8 protein-coding genes are annotated in these 18,604 nt (G+C 52.5%); 3 read left to right on the plus strand and 5 right to left on the minus strand.

Going from position 1 to position 18,604, the window contains the following annotated elements:
• Nucleotides 1-40: 40 nt before the first annotated feature.
• From OGY04_RS12415 to OGY04_RS12435, 5 genes are all read right to left on the minus strand, one after another.
• Nucleotides 41-1,192, minus strand: a complete 1,152-nt coding sequence (locus OGY04_RS12415) for a Gfo/Idh/MocA family protein (protein WP_241176325.1) — start codon at nt 1,190-1,192, stop codon at nt 41-43.
• Complete coding sequence (locus tag OGY04_RS12420; protein ID WP_057066485.1) at nt 1,189-2,217, minus strand: sugar phosphate isomerase/epimerase family protein; 1,029 nt, start codon at nt 2,215-2,217, stop codon at nt 1,189-1,191. Before OGY04_RS12420 ends, OGY04_RS12415 begins: the two co-directional genes overlap by 4 nt.
• A gap of 15 nt (nt 2,218-2,232) precedes the next feature.
• A complete protein-coding gene (locus OGY04_RS12425) occupies nt 2,233-3,474 on the minus strand; it encodes an MFS transporter (protein WP_286585344.1) in 1,242 nt (413 codons plus the stop codon).
• Nucleotides 3,475-3,654: 180 nt separating this feature from the next.
• Complete coding sequence (gene pheP, locus OGY04_RS12430; RefSeq protein ID WP_008784036.1) at nt 3,655-5,049, minus strand: phenylalanine transporter; 1,395 nt, start codon at nt 5,047-5,049, stop codon at nt 3,655-3,657.
• A gap of 146 nt (nt 5,050-5,195) precedes the next feature.
• Nucleotides 5,196-6,281 carry a YncE family protein gene (locus OGY04_RS12435; RefSeq protein WP_286585345.1) on the minus strand — a complete coding sequence of 362 codons (1,086 nt, stop codon included), beginning with the start codon at nt 6,279-6,281 and terminating at the stop codon, nt 5,196-5,198.
• A gap of 299 nt (nt 6,282-6,580) precedes the next feature.
• Between OGY04_RS12435 and OGY04_RS12440 the strand changes: the two genes are divergently transcribed.
• From OGY04_RS12440 to OGY04_RS12450, 3 genes are all read left to right on the plus strand, one after another.
• Entirely contained in the window at nt 6,581-7,756 is a 1,176-nt protein-coding gene (locus OGY04_RS12440) for a coiled-coil domain-containing protein (protein WP_032942620.1), read from the plus strand.
• A 617-nt stretch (nt 7,757-8,373) separates the two neighbouring features.
• The gene (locus OGY04_RS12445; RefSeq protein WP_286585346.1) at nt 8,374-8,952 is read left to right on the plus strand and encodes a helix-turn-helix transcriptional regulator; all 579 of its coding nucleotides are present in this window, start codon (nt 8,374-8,376) and stop codon (nt 8,950-8,952) included.
• Between the two features lie 197 nt (nt 8,953-9,149).
• The gene (locus OGY04_RS12450) at nt 9,150-18,494 is read left to right on the plus strand and encodes an autotransporter outer membrane beta-barrel domain-containing protein (RefSeq protein ID WP_286585347.1); all 9,345 of its coding nucleotides are present in this window, start codon (nt 9,150-9,152) and stop codon (nt 18,492-18,494) included.
• The last annotated feature ends 110 nt before the right edge of the window (nt 18,495-18,604 follow it).

Below are 18,604 nucleotides of genomic sequence, written 5' to 3' on the forward strand. Positions count from 1 at the left end.
GGCTACCATAAAATCGCCGACTGGCGAACCGGATGCGTGTTTAGCGCTGTACTGATATCCAACGCTGCTGCTGATGGCTTTTTATAATTGCATCAATAATATACATCACATCCGCACCGTCAGAAAAAGACGCAAATCGACGCTCCGCCGTCGCGGGCATTTTGCCTGCCAACACCGCCTGATAAAACTGCTGCATCATATTCTTGAACGCATCCGGCCAGCCCTCAATATGCCCACCCGGAAAGTGCGCACTGGCAGCAACATCCGCATTCATCAATCCTGGGTCGTCCGTCAGGATCTGGTTCGCCTGCTGACGGTGCCCGACCCAAAGCTGTTGCGGCGTTTCCTGATCCCAGTGCAGTGAACAGTGGCTACCGTTAATTTCAAAGCTCAGGTGATTCTTGCGCCCGGCACTCACCTGCGAAACGCTAAAGCAGCCTTTGCTGCCATCATCAAAACGTACCAGCACCGACCCACGATCTTCTGTCGTAACCGCTTTATCCTCAAATTGCACATCAGCCGTTTGCTGGCCAAACGTAGCGTTACTGGCAATGCTGGCTTTACGTACCGGCCAGACGATAGCCAAATCGGCCATCACCTCGACAATACGTTTTCCAGTCACGAATTGCACCGTATCACACCAGTGCGAACCGATATCCGCTACCGCCCGTGAATCGCCGCCCTGTGCGGCATCGACCCGCCAGTTGTAGTCAGTCTCCAGCAGCATCCAGTCCTGCAGATAGCTCCCCTGTACGGCAAACAGACTGCCCACGCTGCCGCTTCTGACCATACTGGCCGCCTGCTGCACCATTGCAAACTGGCGATAGACAAAGCTCACGCCGTGCACCACTCCAGCCTGCTGTGCCAGCGTTTCCAGTTCACGAGCCTCATCCGGCGTCATACACAGCGGCTTTTCTGAAAACACGTGCATACCCGCGCGTAAAATCTGCCGATTGATGTCGGTATGCAGATGATTCGGTGTACAGTTATGCACTACCTGTAGTCCGGGATGCGCCAGCAGCGCTTCAACGCTGCCGTACGCATGAGGAATATGAAGAGCATCTGCGCGTTCCTGGGCAACCGCCAGTGAGCTATCACAGAGCGCCACCACGTTCACACCGCCGAGTCGACGCAACGCCTCAATATGTGCAGGCCCAATAAATCCGCTGCCAATAATGCCAACCTGTATCATTTGCGTACCTCATCGCCAGCGGCGAAATCATCAAATGCACGTGCAGAAACCGGAATAATATGGCGCCGTATAAAATCACTCCCCTCACGCGCCCCGGTTTGCGCGTCTTTCAGGCAACACTCCCATTCCAGCACCGCCCAGCCAGGGAAATCATATTGTGTGAGCTTGCTGAAGATCGTTTTGAAATCGACCTGCCCGTCCCCCAAAGAACGGAAGCGCCCGGCGCGATCGAGCCACGGCTGATAACCGCCATAGACACCGCTGCGGCTACTGGCATGGTACTCAGCGTCCTTGACGTGGAACGCTTTAATACGCGAGTGATAGACATCGATAAACCCAAGATAATCCATCTGCTGCAATAACAGATGGCTCGGGTCATAGAGAATGTTGCAGCGAGGATGATTATCAACCAGCGCAAGAAAACGCTCGAACGTCATGCCATCGTGCAGATCTTCGCCGGGATGGATCTCAAAGCAAACATCCACCCCATGGTGATCAAAGCGATCGAGTATCGGTCTCCAGCGGCGCGCCAGCTCCAGAAAAGCCTCTTCAAAGCGCTGACGATTATGCGGTGGCCACGGATAAAAGAAAGGCCAGGCGAGCGAACCTGAAAACGTGGCATGTGCCGTCAGCCCCAGTCTTTGCGAAGCCGCAGCGGCCTGGTGTAGGGTTTCGATGGCCCACGCCTGTCTGGCCTGCGGATTAGCGCGTACAGACGGCGGAGCAAATCCGTCAAAAGCGTCATCGTAAGCCGGATGGACGGCAACCAGTTGACCTTCAAGATGGGTAGATAATTCGCTAATCACTAACCCATATCCGGCCAGCATCCCGCGAATATCATCACAATAGGCCTGACTTACAGCAGCTTGTTCGACATCAAACAGCGACTTGTGATTACACGGGATTTGTAATGCCTTATAGCCCAGCTCCGCCGCCCATTTTGCCACGCCTTCCAGGGTGTTAAATGGCGGGCGATCCCCAATAAATTGCGCCAGAAAAATGCCTGGCCCCTTGATGGTTTTCATAACCCCTCCTGAAAATTACGCCTGCTCTTTGTCGTCATACTTGAAAGAGAAAAGGAAAATCAGGGCAATCACTGCGGCAGCGACTGCCGGGATCCACCAGAATGTGGTCCACGCCTGAGGCACGGTTTGCCCCGCCACCAGCCGGTTGTAAAGTGCGCCTGAAATTTGCGAGCCCAGCAGCATACCGATCCCATAGGTAAACATGACGATCATGCTTTGCGCCTGACCTTTTACTTTTTCCCCGGCGATACGATCGGTGTAAATAAAGCCGACTACGAAGAAGAAGTCGTAGCACACGCCGTGCAGCAGAATGCCGAGATACAGCAGGAATCGGCCCTCTTCGCTGATGCCGAGGGCAAAGAAGGCATAACGCACGAACCAGGCGCACATCCCGATTAACAGCATGTATTTCACGCCCAAACGTCTGAACAGGAACGGGATCACCAGCATGAAGAATATTTCAGACATCTGACCAAACGACATCGCCGTACTGACGTCGCCGACGCCCGCATCAGCAAGAAACGACGCGGTATACGCGTAATAGGTTCCCAACGGTACAGAGATAAGCGTCGCGCAGAGCGAGAAGACAAAAAAGTGACGGACCTTGAGTAAAGCAAAAGCATCCGCACAAAACAGATCGCGAACTTTTACCGGCAGTCCTTTCGCCGGTGCTGGCGTGTTGGGCAGCGTGAGGCTGTAGAGCGCCAGAATCACAGAGATAATCGCCGCCAGCGTAAAGATGCCGGTGGTGTCCGAAATTCCGGTTACACCGATAAAGATCCCCGCGACAATCCAGCCAATGGTGCCAAACACCCGCACCACCGGGAAGGTTTGGTCCTTATCCGACAGGCTATGAAAAGCAATATTGTTGGTAAGCGCCAGCGTTGGCATGTAGCACAACGTGTAGCCAAACAGCAGACCAATCAACAGTGCACCGTTTTGCGCCACCAATGCCTGCGGAACAAACCACAGGATTGCCGCGCCAGCAAGGTGCATCACCGCCATCACCTTTTGCGAGGCAAAAAAGCGGTCTACCAGCATCCCTAAGACGAATGGCGACAGAATAGAGGCAATGGGCCCGGCTGAAAACGCATCGCCAATCAACAGCGACATGTTGTGCTGGCTCATCACCAGCCCCAGCGTGACGGACCAACTTCCCCAGATAAAGAACTGTAAGAACATCATTAGCGACAGCCGGGGCACCAGCAGCCGGTACTGTACGCTCTGTTTTCCACTACTTTCGGTTGTTGACACCATTTTTTGCCCCACCCTTAAAATGTAATCGATTACAAATTAGATTCAATAGAAAAGTAATCGATTACAAAATAAAGTTCCTGTCAGCAGCAACAAAATTGCGAGAACGGTCACGATAAACGTTGAGTGAGGATCCGATCCCATCCTGACGATGGGATCGGTAATAACAAGATCGGTAGAAACTTAGCGGGACTTACGACGCAGCAGTTTGAAGGCAACAAACAGGAACAGGATCCACACCGGTAGCAGGATAGCTGACAGGCGCATCTCATCCATCGTACACATCAGCACCAGAATCATGCCAAGGAAAGCAATACACAGGTAGTTCCCTGCCGGATACAGCAGCGCTTTAAACTGCGTGTCACGTCCCTTACGACGCATCGCCGCCCGGAATCGTAGATGTGCCAGGCAAATCATAATCCAGTTCAGCAGCAGCGTTGCCACCACCAGCGCCATCAGCAGGCTAAAGGCCTTTTGCGGCAGCACATAGTTGATGAGTACCACCAGCGACGTAATAGCACCGGAAAGGATCAGTGAGTTCACCGGTACGCCGCGACGGCTGACGCGGGTTAAGAACTTCGGCGCGTTACCCTGAACCGAGAGACCAAATAGCATACGGCTGTTAGAGTAGACGCCACTGTTATACACCGACAGCGAAGCCACCAGGATGACAAAGTTCAGCGCAGAAGCCACTACGTTGCTGTCGAGATTATGGAAAATCATTACGAACGGGCTGCTGTTGGATTTCACTTCCACCCACGGGTACAGCGCCAACAGCACCACCAGAGAACCGATATAAAACAGCAGAATACGGTACACCACCTGGTTTACCGCCTTTGGAATGCTTTTCTGTGGATCCTGCGCTTCCGCGGCAGTAATCCCGATAAGCTCCAGCCCGCCAAAGGAGAACATAATCACTGCCAGCGACAGAATTAATCCGTTCCAGCCGGTAGCAAAAAAGCCGTTGTAACGCCAAAGGTTATCGATGCTTGCATGTTCCCCGCCATTACCGGAAAACAGCATCCACACGCCAAAACCAATCATGCCGATAATGGCCAGTACTTTAATCAGCGCAAACCAGAATTCCGTTTCGCCATACAGACGTACGTTGACCAGATTGACGGCATTGATGATCACGAAGAATGCCGCGGCCCAAATCCAGGTCGGAACATCGGGCAACCAGTACTGCATGTAGATCCCTGCCGCTGTCAGTTCTGCCATGCCGACCAGCACAAACATCACCCAGTAGTTCCAGCCGGACAGAAAACCCGCGAACGGTCCCCAGTATTTATAGGCAAAATGGGCAAACGATCCGGAAACGGGTTCTTCGACCACCATTTCGCCCAGTTGACGCATAATCAAAAAAGCGATGATCCCTGCAACGCCGTAACCCAGTAACACCGCAGGTCCCGCCATCTGAATAGCCGGGCCAATGCCCAAAAACAGGCCGGTACCAATTGCGCCGCCCAGCGCAATTAACTGAATATGGCGGTTTTGCAACCCTCGTTGAAGCGTCGGCTCGTTCGTCGACGCGGCATCAGACACGCTGGTGTCAGATGCAGTTGACGCGTTTTTCACGCCCTTCCCCTGTGTGGTTTTTATTGAAGGGGCTTCTTTTAACATTTCAACCTGGTTGTCGCAAGGCGCAATCGATTGGATACGCCGGGCCTCCTTGCCCAACGCACCGAGGCTCGGGAGAAAAACAATAGAAAGAAGGCGAGCTGTTATTGTTTATTCAGGTCAATACGTACCACGTTATCTGGCGCAGATGTAGAGTGGTCTTTATTAAATTTCTGTTTCACGGTGACAAACAGGGTTTGCCCATCCGCCGAGAGCAGCAAGCTGTTAGGGTTAGGTGGTAAATCCCAGCTTTTCTTCACGCTGTAATCGGTCGCATTCAGGCTGAGCAATTTCCCTGAATCACGCTGGGTAATATAGATTTCGTTGCGTTTTGCGTTAAATTTCACCGCCAGCGAATCACCCACATCCAATTTTTTCAGCAGCTTACCGGTATGGATATCCAGCACCAGGGTAGTTTTCGCTTTGGAGTTGTCGGTGACAAACAGGCGACCCGTTTGTGCGTCCTCCGCCATATTCAGCAACAGCGCAGGTTGTTCCCCCAGCGGTTGCCAGCGTTTTTCTACGCGCTGATTACGCGGGTTGATAACAAGAATTTCACCGCCGCCGTTAGCTGCATAAATTCGCTGCGTCACTTCTGAATAATGCAGTCCGGTCATCCATTTACCCGTATTTTTAATGCGGGTTTTTAGCTTCAGGGTTTCAGCGTCAACCACCCAAATCAACGCTGGATCCGCCACGGCACCAATATAGAGCAAACCGTTATGCAGCAGCACCTGGCGCGCACCATACGGGAAACCTTCTGGGTTACGTTCCGGGAACAGTACGCGATTTTTCACTTTGCCGTCAGCGGTATTCAGCGCGCTCAGGCCACCATCCAGTGAGTTGGTGACATACACTGTTTTACCGTCCGGCGAGATAGCCATACCAAAGTTTTTCATATCGGTATGACTCAAGCCGAGCGTTTTAAGCGTTTTTGGATCCAGCTTGTAAACCACGCCGCCCTGCACATCTTTAAATCCTTCGGCGCTGGCAACGTACAACGCATCCCCTGCCGGGCTAAGCGCCATTTCATATAACCCATCCGCCAGCGCGCGTTGTTGCACATCACTGACGGCAGGTTGCGCTGTTTTTTCCGTAACGCTGGCGTTGCTGGCTGGCGTGGTATGCGCCGCACAACCGCTTAACGCCGCAGCAATCAGCAATGCCAGCGCGGATGTTGTTTTTTTCATTGTCGGGATCCTTACCAGAAGTAATACAGGGAGTTAATAACAAAAGAGAATGAGAACTATACGCATTATCTTTACTGAATCAAGAATAATTACCCGAGAGTAAAAAACATGAAACAGAGGTTTGAAGATGCAGACAGGTGCGCGCGACTTCCGGTTTTTCATAATTACAGTGAATTATTCTGGACGAAAAGGCATCGCAGGCCACAGAATGCGCTTTACTGTTTTTCTAACATTTTCAAACGGGTGAACCTGTTGTACTTCAGCCACTCGTTTTTTAGCCAGGCCAGGCAACGACTGTCATGAATAAGATCATCAAACGACTGGAAATCGTCAAAAGCGCTATTGAACTGGAAGATGAGGAGATTATTTTCCAGCAGGTGGCGCATCTTAAAAATGAGCCTTTGTCAGTCGTACCTGGCACCATTGTGCAGGCGATCGAAGAACGACGCTTTGGTGATGCCCTGCGTGAAATCTCGGCCTGGCTGCAATCTCAACGGGCAGTCTCTACGTGGCAGGATCCCGCCATTGCCGCCAGTAAGCTGGAACTCAAAGCTCTCGAAACACAGCTGCGTGACCTGATCGATAAGCGCAACACGCGCATTCAAATCCTCGATGATTTCAACGATCTGTATCACCTTCGTCTTGGACCGCTGATGAGCCGCATTCTCGAACTGCGTAAACAGCTCGCCGCCAGTGCCCAGCGCAAACAGGAAGCGGAGCGAAAACGCCGGGAAAAAGACTATCAATCCTGTCAGCACTATATTTCCCAGGCTGTTGATCAACTGGCCAGGCTCAAGCAGCACTGGATGAACCAGAATTCAGATTCGCGCGAATCGGTGGAAACACGCCAACGTATTCAGCAGCAAACTGAACTGATTACCGCCCTGCTGGCGGAGATTCGTGAGCTGGAAAACGACTTTTCTCGCCAGGACGACAGCGCAACCCGTCAGGCACAGGAAGAGGCCAGCCATGAATATGATGAATATCAGGAGCAGCAGCAGGATGCACAGCATCGTTTTAGCCGTGACCAGCGGCTTTCCTCTGATGAACGTAATGAGTTAAAACGCCTGTGGCGTCAGGCAAGCCGTCTTTGCCACCCGGACGTGGTAGCCGATGATCTGAAAGAGAAAGCGCATCAGATGATGGTGCAGCTTAACCAGGCGCGCCAAAATGCCGATCTTGCCGCCGTCCGGGCGCTACTGACTCAATTGCAAAGCGGCCTCGAACCGATGATGGCGAGTGACCGATTGAACGATTTGCAGCATTTACGCAGCAAAATACAGCAGCTCAGAGAACAAATTAACGCGCTGCTCAAAGAGATTACCGAACTGGAAGCCGAGAACGCCTGGCGGCTTGCCACCTCCGTGACTGATAAAGAAGCCTACTTCTCCGATCAACAACGGGCGCTTACGGAAATCCGCAATACGCTGGAACAGCAGGTGCATCAGGTTGAACAGGAACTGTTGGCGGGCTAAGCCCTATCAGCAATAGCAATCAGAAAAAATAACCTCTTCAAGTGAGTTTTTAAAATTAAGCACAAAAAGCCAAAAATAGGATAATTCCCTAAAAAATTCACAACACTAAGAATTATCAACCTGAATACTCGAGTTTCAGGTCGATAACTGCAAATTTAGCGATATTTCTCTCTTCCCCTCGACGCGCCTTCTCTTTGCCCTGGTCTTGATTAAGAATTCTCCTACCTACCAGTAAGCCCATTAAGAAAAACGGGTATCCATCTGAAATATAATGTTTTTCATATAAATCCCTTCCAAAACAGATAGGAATACCCTGTCTTTATAGAAACCACTCAATCATTATTCATGCGATTCATAAGCGAAATCTATCAATCATTTACGCAGAGCTGAAATAAACGATTTATCTTAAATTTTAACAAAGTGTAATATCTACTTTAAGAATAGTTAATGATTCTAATAAATACAGAGAATATCTGTTTAATCTGGAATTAATAAGGATACGTTCACAGCACAGAACGTAATACGAGATTTAATTAACATTTCACGCGTCGCAAGAAACTCTTTTTTAACCTACAAAAAGAGGCGGCTGCTTGCACCAAAATTTCAAGGAGATCGTTATGTCAAAGGCTATTTTTTTGGGTGACTCAATTTACCCTTGGCTAGGCATGCGAGAAATCCTACGTGGCTCATCATTATATATTGATATCGCGTATTACTCCTCCCAGACGCTCTCTGCTGTCAAAATGCTTCCTTATGAAACGGATTGCATCATCATTAATCCTGACAAATCAGATTTTTTAAAATATGCCAGGATTATCCGCAACATGGCTTTACGACCTGTCACCAAAATTATTGTTTTGGCAGATGAAGCTACTTTTACTCTTTTTCAAACCGTTTGTGGGAAGAACATGCTGTTTCTTGATCAAGATGCCAGTCTTGATCAGCTACACCATGCCGTTACACGTATCACAAAAAACAATAACCAACGAAATATCAAAGCATTACACAACAAGATCACAGCAAACGAATTCAACGTAATGATGATGCTTGCACGAGGATGGTCACTGACACAAATCGCCGGGGCATCACAAAAAAGTGAAAAAACCATCGGGGCGTACAAAAGCAATATTGCCAGAAAACTCGGCAAAAATAACACCCGGCTCAAGTACACCATTTCTCACTATAGCCAGCCGTAACTGACTTATTTAAGGACAATTATCACGGTTATTATTTAAAAAAAGTTTTCTTTCGACTCGCTTTTTAATTCCGCATCGCACGGAAGGAAACCCTATTCCCAAAAATCTATTACCGGGTAGCACATCCGCGTGCCAACCATAGCCAACAACTCAATGTATTAACACATGCATAACAGGAATGTAGACGAGGGTTATATATGAACAAAGTTTACAGCATTATTTGGAACGCGGCGCTCGGTATCTGGGTGGTCGTTTCTGAATTAACCAAAGGAAAGAAAAAAAGCAGCTCGCGTAAAACGGTTGCGGTATTGGCAGCGGGTGCATTAAGCGCTGCTTCAATGCAGGTTTCCGCTGATCCGATTATCGATATCGGTGATCACAATATTTTCACCGACTACCAGGCAGGTATTTCCGTTGGGGATTATGCGGGTATCCACGACTACGGATTCTTATATAAAGATATCACTGCTGGTCAGGCGCTCAATATCAGCGGTGCGATCCCAACGATCAGTCCGGGTCAAAGTGGCGTTGTTGAATCAACGACCATCAGAGAGCTGCTGCAAACCGGCAAAATCACTCTTAAGGCCACCAGCCCTGACCAGAGCGTAAAAACGATTACTAATGCTGAAGAGCTGGCGGAATACCTGACGTACAACCGGTCGTCGACGCCTTCACAGAGCACAGAATTCTCTATTAACGACCCGGCATTTCCTGGTGAGCCAGCATCAATTAAAGTCTTTGATACCCAGGAGTTAAGTAGCTTTCTTACCGAATCACAGATCGGCGATTCGGTATTAAACACCTACGATCCAACGTTGTCTAAAATCTATAAACAATTTGGCATCGCGCTGGCGACAAATGGCTCCATAGCCAATCTGGATATTGGCAACGATACGCTCAATGTCCGCGACAAAGCCAATACTATCGAGTTGCTGGCTAAAGACTCCTCCTTGCTGGAGGCTCAGGACGCAGGTAGCCAGGTTAACTGGCAATCCGATAACTATATAAAATTTAACGCCGCCCCAGTTATCCCTGAAAAAACGTTCGCCGGTTCAGCACAAACCTCCGTGTTTGGCGATGATGTAACACTCATGTCCTACGGCTATGATGCAGACGGTAAAGTAGTCGAAACGGGTACGCGCACATTTAACATTACCAGCACGCAGGAGCTGGCCGATTTTAACGACTGGCTGTTGGGTAAAAGCAGCGACGCAGCAGAAAACCCTGAAGGGCAAAAGGTCAGTCAACTGCAGTTGTGGCTGGATGTTGAAAACGGTGATATCACAACCGTCACCGCCGCGCAGACAAAATACGCGGAGCTGATTGATGGCTTGATCAACTCCAGCAAGTCTTCAGACGTGCTTACCTGGGATTACGACGTCTGGACCGACGGCTTGTCGCATAGCAATAACGCGACCGCTGGCCGCGGTGAGCTGCATGCTATTTACGCCAACGGTGCAGGCACCTCCGGCACCCTGAACAAAGATGCGATTATTGCCGTTGACGGCAGTATTAACGGTGTCATGAAATCCCTTAATGGCGGGGTTATCACTAACCTTGGCGAGCTGAACGCATTACGCACGTCTACCGGGCAGAGTCTGGCGATTGGCATGCTGGCAAAAGACGCAACGGCAACCAACAACGGGATCATCAACTCCGGGCTGTTTATCGACAAAGACGGCAATCAAAACGTCAACAGCTATGGCGCATTTGGCATGCAGGGGCAAGGCGCCAGCCAGATAGCAAACAACGGCACCATTAACCAGGCGATCACCACCGATAACTTTGGTACCGCGTCGGCAGCCGATCCCTGGAGTAAGGATGAGCCAGATTCTTCGCTGACGCTGGCTATTGGCATGCAACTGTCTGACGAATCGCAAGGCGTCAACAACGGCGATATCAACGTCGTGGACGGGCGCAAAAACGGTGCATCCTTTGCCAAAGGCACGGCTTATGGCGTAGAAGTCGCCGGGAATGCCACTTTCACTAACGCTCAGGATGCCTCAATTTATCTTGGTCGCGACGCAAGCGATCCGTCTAAAGATGTCACGATGGCTGGCGGCTCTAGTCTGAGCGCCGGGATCATGACCAAAAGTGCCAAAGAGGTGATTAACAACGGTCTGATCACGCTGGGAACCGGGATACGCAACGCCGCGGGAATTCTGGTCGGGAATGCCACGGGCAACGTTCTCAATACCGGCAATATCGTGATCAATGGAGGTTCTGACGGGGGCAGCAGTAAAAACTATGGCATCTCCGTACGCGACAGCGGCGCGGAAAATAATCAGGAAATCCGCAACGACGGCAAGATTAACGTAAATGGCACCAACAACGTGGGGATCCACGTTAGCGCCAATAACAAAAATGCCGAAGTCACCACCAGCGCTGCGGGCTCTATCGTGGTGGACGGAGAAGGCGGCGTCGGTAACCGTAACTACGCTATTTGGGCTGAAGGTGGCAGCAGCGGCCAGGCAGTGGTCAACGTTTACTCCAACATTACGCTGGATAAAGCCGGTAACATCGGTGTGCACGTACGTGATAACGCCATCGCTAACGTTGACAGTCTGAGTAGCCCGACATTCAACAACACCGATCAGATTGGTTATTACCTGTTTGGTAAAGGCGCTACCGCCAACATTGGTCAGGCGGTGATGAATGACAATGGTCAGGATCGTACCACCATTTTCCGTATCGCCAATGGCGCATTGCTGGCCGGTAACACGACTAACCCGAAAGATCAGTCCAGTTCCAACCTTGATCTTACCCTCAACGGTAAGAATTCCGTGGGCGTTCTCGCCACCGGCGCTGGCAGTAGCGTAGATACCGGTGAAGCTACGTTTACCGTTAAGGGTAGCGACTCAGCGGCGCTGGTTATCGAAGGCGGCGCGAAAGGAACTATCAGCGATAAAACGACCATCAATTTAACCGGCGAAAGAACCGTTGCCGGGGTTGTGGATGGTCAGGCTCACCAGTTGAATGGTGACACGCAGGGTAATCCGACTAGCACCACCCTCACCTCCAACGCGAAGATTACCTCTGAAGCTAGCGGCAATGAGGTTATCGCCTATGTGGCGAGGAATCAGGGCAACCTGATCCTGGATACCAACTCGATTATTGATCTGGCCAGCGTCGACAGCATCGGCGTTGATGTTCAAAAAGACGGGAGCTTAACCAATAACTCCTCCAGCGCCCTGCATGTCAGCAACGGCATCGGTGTTAGGGCTTCAGGTACCAGCGCGCAGATTAATAAGCTGGGCAAAGTTCAGGTTGATGATGGTACTGCTGGGGTTCTGCTCACCCAAGGAGCCAGCCTGCTGATTAACGGTATTTCTGGCGACAGTATTACTACCGATGGCACCGCTGACGGTATTCGTCTGGCCGAAGGCGCTGGCGCTCTGTCCGCGCAAAATGTGGAGATCAGTGCAAAGGGTGACGGTGCTGGCATTCAAAACGATGCTAACAATAACAATATCCTGTTACGAAACGTCACCATAAACTCCAACGATGGCGCAGGCATCCGCACCAGCGTGGCGTTGACCATGACCGATAAAGACAGCGCTGGAAATATCCTCAACGTCAACGGGAAAGGTACCGGCTTTGCCTTTGAAAAACGCGATGGCAGCTCGGTATCGGGCGATCTGACCATCGGCAAAGGCTACACCATTGAGGTGCTGAACAGCGAAGGCAGCGGTATCCGCGCTAATACCAACGGTAATGTCACCACCAATGCCGACATTAACGTGCATAACGACGCAGGCGGTTCGGCGATCATCGCGAAAAACGTCAGCGCCTTGACCAACAGCGGCAAGATTATCTCTGCCAGCACCACCTCACCGGTTATTGACGCCAGCGGCGACAGCAGTAAAACCATTACCAACACGGGAACCCTGCAGGCCATCAACGACACGGCCGTGGCCATTCAGTCCGGCAAAGGCAATGACACCATTGATATCAGCGGCGGTGTAACCAGCGGCGTAATCAATACCGGCGAAGGTGCGGACATCTTTAACTGGCGTAGTGGCTCCTATGCGGGTGAAGTGAATTTCGCCGGTACTGGCGGTAACAATAAAGCCAACATCGGCAATGTGACGCTGGATAAAACACGCCACATCACTACTGAAGCAGGTAGCGGCAACGCCCTCACCTTCACCGATACAAAAGGTGCGAAGATTGGTACGCTGGCTAGCGACAACCTGACCACTGGCACCAACATCGGCACCGGCTGGGATTCGCTGACCATCAGCGGCTCAAACGCAGATGTCCGCGTCGTAGAAAACCTGACGCTGGCAAGCAAAACCATTGCCGTAAACAATGGCGCAACCCTGAGCACCGGCGACCACGTCGAGCCGACCAGTACTGCCGCAAGCATTGGAGATTACAATGTTACGACCCAGGGCACAGGCAGCCGGGTTATCTTCGATACCCAGGGTGATGCTTCCGCGGCGCAAATTTATCGCGGTATCATCAGCGGTGACGGGAAGTTCGAACGTGCGGCGGGCGGTACCACGATCTTCACCGCTAACAATACCTACACCGGCTCTACCACTATCGCTCAAACCGGTACGCTGCAGTTGGGTGACGGCGGAAATACAGGCCAAGTCAGCGCCGTGTCAGACATTATCGACAACGGCATATTGGCGATTAATCGCGCCAACACCGTGCTGCTCAACGGCGTGATCTCCGGTATTGGCGCGCTGCAGCAAATCGGCGGCGGCATTACCCGTCTGAACGGCAATAACACCTATACCGGCGACACCACCGTTACCAACGGCACGCTGCTGGTGAATGGCGATCAAAGCGCGGCGCGCGGTGCCACCACCGTTAGCGGCACGTCCACACTTGGCGGTAATGGCACTATCGGCGGCAACGTGCTGATGAACGATGCCACGACCCTCAGCGCCGGTGACGGTGGTGCGGGTACGTTATCCATTAACGGTAATCTGCAGCTTGGTAGCAAAACGACTTCCGCTTTCGAACTGGGTCAGGCCTATACGCCAGGCGGCGCGCTAAACGATCTGATTAACGTCGCGGGCGATCTGCAACTGGACGGGACTCTGGATGTCACCACTTCACAGGGCGGTAACTTCGGACCGGGCGTGTACCGTATCTATAACTACGGCGGCACGCTGGATAACCAGACGCTGGAATTAGGCGCAATACCGGACAGTCAGGATAAGAGCAATATTTTTGTCCAGACCTCTATCGACAAACAGGTCAACCTGGTGAACGCCAACGGCGTTACCCTGCAGTTCTGGGACGGCGCAACCGTCAATCAGAGCCACGGCGCGTCGGGCATTGAAGGCGACAGCAAAATTGACGGTGGCGATGGCAAATGGATGGCAATCGGCAGCCAGGGTGATAACAACTGGACCACCGCAACCGGTGAAGGTAACGCCCCTTGGGCACAGAAGTCCTTCGCCGTCTTCACCACCAAAGGCGGTACAGTTACCGTGGACAACGCCGCGGGAGAAGTTAACTTCTCCGGAGCACAGTTTGATGCCGATGGCTATGTCGTTAAAGGCGATGCGCTTAACGCGTATGCCACCACTGAAAACGCGACCCACGCAGGCCAGACGCCGGGAACAGGCGAACTGCTGCTGCGCGTTGGCGCCGGTGGCGCGGGGCAAAACTATACCGCGACCATTGAGTCTGTTATCCGCGAAGCCAGTACTGCTGACAAGCTGACGCTGGTGAAAACCGACCTTGGCCGTCTGATCCTCAGCGGCGATAACGAGTATCGCGGCGGCACGCGCATTGATGGCGGCACGTTGCAGATCTCCTCCGACAGCAATCTCGGCCAGAGCGGAACTGACCTGGCAATCAATAACGGTTCAACGCTGCAACTGGGCGCGGACCTGACCAGCAATCGCACCATCGAGCTGGGAGCGAATGAGAACGCAGCGGTGTTCGATCTCAATTCGCACCACTTCACGCCAACCGGTGAGATTACTGGCGACGGTAAACTGAAAGTCACCAGCAGCTCTAGCGATGCGGGCAGCACCTTGTCGCTCGACCGCGCAAACAGCTACAAAGGCGACACAGAAATTGCCGGTACCGGAAACGCCAACAATGTGACGGTCAACGTCAGCAAAACCGGAGCCTTTGGCAGTAACGAAAGCAGCACCGTGAACGTCAATAAGGGCGCGACGCTCAATGTCAGCGGGACAGATACCAGCCTGAAATCCCTGACTATGAACATCGCCGACAGCCTGTTAACGCTGGCAGATAACGTCACCGCAGCGAGCGCAATGCTGAACCTGACGGGCACGGCGAAAGCGGTGTTAACCAACAACGCCACCGCGGGCAACGCGACGGTTAACGTGTCAAAAGACAGTACTCTGGCGCTGGAAGAAGACGCCAGCGGCGGTAATGCCACCGTGAACAACAGCGGACTGATGACCTTCGCTGACCAGGCGATGGCAGAAAATACCGTCGTTAAAAACCTGGCGGGCGGTAAGGTCGATATCAGCGCAGTCGACAGCGCAACATCGATCGGCTCCTTGTCCGGTGCGGGTAATGTCGAACTGGGCAATAAAGAGCTGTCGCTGGGTAATCTGCATCTTGATGACACCATCAGCGGCATTATCAGCGGCAACGACGGTAGCCTGGTGAAAATCGGTGACGGTACGTTAACGCTGACCGGCGACAATACTTACACCGGCACCACGGACGTCAATGAGGGCGTGCTGCTGGTCAACGGTAATCAGTCTGCGGCTACCGGCCAGGTGACGGTGAAATCCGGGGCAACGCTTGGCGGAAACGGAATTATTGGCGGCGCGGTTGATGTGCTGGACGACGCTCATATTACCGCAGGTGCGGCCATCAACAGCGTGGGTAAACTGACTACCGGTTCGCTGACGCTCAGTGATAACGCACAGCTGGATTATCAGTTTGGTCAGGCTTACACCCCGGGCGGTGCTTTCAACGACTTGATTGACGTAAATGGCGATCTGACGCTCGACGGTAAGCTCAACATTGAAACCTCACCGGGCGGCAGCTTTGATGTCGGCGTCTATCGCGTCATCAACTACACCGGCACATTGACCAACAATGTGATGGATATTGCTAACGCGCCGGAAGCGGCTGACAGCCTGTACGTGCAGACATCGGTGAAAAATCAGGTCAACCTGGTCAACCACGCAGGACTAACGCTGCGCTTTTGGGACGGCACCGGCGGTGAGAATGGCGAGCTGAAAAACAACGGCGTCATCAACGGCGGCGACGGTATCTGGCAATCCAGCCAGGGTAACGACAACTGGACTACCGATGAATCAACGCCGGAAGGCGCGCTGAACGCACCGTTTACCGATGCCGCGTTTGCCGTCTTCCAGGGTGAAGCAGGCAACGTGACCGTCGATAACAGCAAAGGCGATGTCATCATCAGCGGCGCGCAGTTCGCCACCGATGGTTATCGCGTGGGCGGCGAAGCCATTACCACCAATACGGCCAACACCCTGATTCGCGTTGGCGATGGCACAGTAGACGGCGCCAACTACACCGCGACTATCGACAGCGTTATCCGCGGTACCGGCGGTCTGAATAAAGGCGATCTCGGTACCCTCATCCTCACGGGCGACAACACCTACAGCGGCGGAACGACCATCACCTCCGGGACGCTGCAGGTAGCGGGCGATACCAACCTGGGTGCGGCAGATACGGGAATTACCTTTAATGGCGGTACGCTGAAGTATGGCGAAGCGTTTGATACTGCCCGTCAGGTGACGCTGGAATCCGGCGGCGGGACATTCGACACCAACGGACATGACGTTTCTCTGCTGACTGAAGTCGAAGGTAACGGTCAACTGACCAAAACCGGTAAAGGCTCCCTCACCCTGACGCTGGATAACACCTACACCGGTGGCACCACCATCGAACAAGGCGTTTTACAGCTGGGTAACGGCGGTGATATCGGCAGCATTCAGGGGGATGTCGTTGATAACGGCGTACTCAACGTCAATCGTGGCGATACCCTGGCGCTGACCGGCAATATCAGTGGTAAAGGCCAGTTGCATCAGACCGGTAGCGGCATTACCGAGCTGCAAGGCGAAAACAGCTACAGCGGCGCGACGTTGATCGCCAACGGCGTGTTGCAAGCGGGTAATGCCAACACCCTGAGTAGTGCATCGCACCACTATGTGGTCGCAGACACCACGTTGAACACTCAGGGTTACAACCAAACGGTAGCGGGCCTGAGCAACGGTGGCGATGTCTCGCTCATCGGTCAGCAGACTGGCACAACCTTAACCGTCAAAGGGGATTACACCGGCGAAAAAGGGACTATCAACATGGCGGCTATCCAGAATGGTAGCGGCTCAGGCATTGCCGACCGTCTGATTATCGATGGCGGTAAAGCCAGCGGTAGCACGCTGCTGGATGTCGATGGTTCTGGTCTCGGTGCGCCGACCATTGGGGATGGTATCGAAGTGGTGACAGCGCTCAATGGCGCAACCACCACCGCACAAACGTCGCGGGATGCCTTCCATCTTGCCGCCGATCGTATGGCTGCAGGTGCGTTTGAGTACCAACTGCATGCGGGTAATGCTCAGGGCCAGGGTGAAAACTGGTATCTGAGAAGTGAATACCGTCCAGAAACCATGCTGTATTCTGGCCTCGCCAGCGTCGTACGTCAGGGTGATCTTAGCCTGTTGGGTAACATGCACCAACGTATGGGTGACGAGGTTAAACCGGGCATTGATGAAGACAATCGCGCGTGGGCAAGAATGATTGGCTACTCCGGTAAAACCAAACTGGATGACGCGGCCGGTACACAAACCAGCTCCCATACCATGGGCATTCAGGTCGGCGTTGATATGTATGCTAACGAAAGCTGGAAAGCCGGGATGTATACCAGCATCCTTGATATCGACAGCAACGTGAAAGGCACGAAGACAGGCAGCGATGGTAAAGGCGGTAACATCGACGACAATGCATTTTACGTCGGCGGCTATGCTACCTGGTTCTCGGGTGACGGTATGTATGTTGATAACGTCCTGCAGTACGGTAACCATAAATCCCGCCTGGAGGCGACCGGTAACAACGGCTCGTATACGGTCAGAGGCAACACGCTGACGGCGTCGACAGAGGTAGGTAAATCGTTCCGTTTAGGTGCCAGCGCATGGAGTCTGGAACCTCAGGCTCAGTTGATCTACCAGTACAGCGACTTTGATAACAGCACGCTGGATGGTGTGACCCCAACGAAAGTGAAAATGGATACTGCGGATTCCTTTACCGCGCGTCTGGGCGTGCGTCTGGTCGCTGACTATGACACCAACCATGGCAAATTCCAGCCGTATGGCAGGGTAAACGTCTGGCAGGGTCTGGGTTCAAAAGACAAAACGCACTTCACCAATGCGGTAGCCACCACCACGCTGGAATCTTCACAGCAGTACTCCAGCACTGAAGTTGCAGCCGGCCTGTCATGGTCCATCGACAGAAACCTGCAGGTCTACGGTGAGCTGGGTACGCAATTCAGCAACGGCGGCAGTAAATCGCAGGTAGAAGCGCCGGTCAATGCCTCTATCGGCTTTAAGAAATCGTTCTAAGCTGACATAAACTCACCAGCCCCCTGTTCTGCAGGGGGCTTTTTTTTGCCGTTCAAAGCCGCCTGATGCGCTACGCTTATCAGGCCTACAGACTTAACAGCAACGCGGAA

The organism is Citrobacter sp. Cpo091, from assembly GCF_030332645.1.
GTDB lineage: Bacteria > Pseudomonadota > Gammaproteobacteria > Enterobacterales > Enterobacteriaceae > Citrobacter > Citrobacter portucalensis.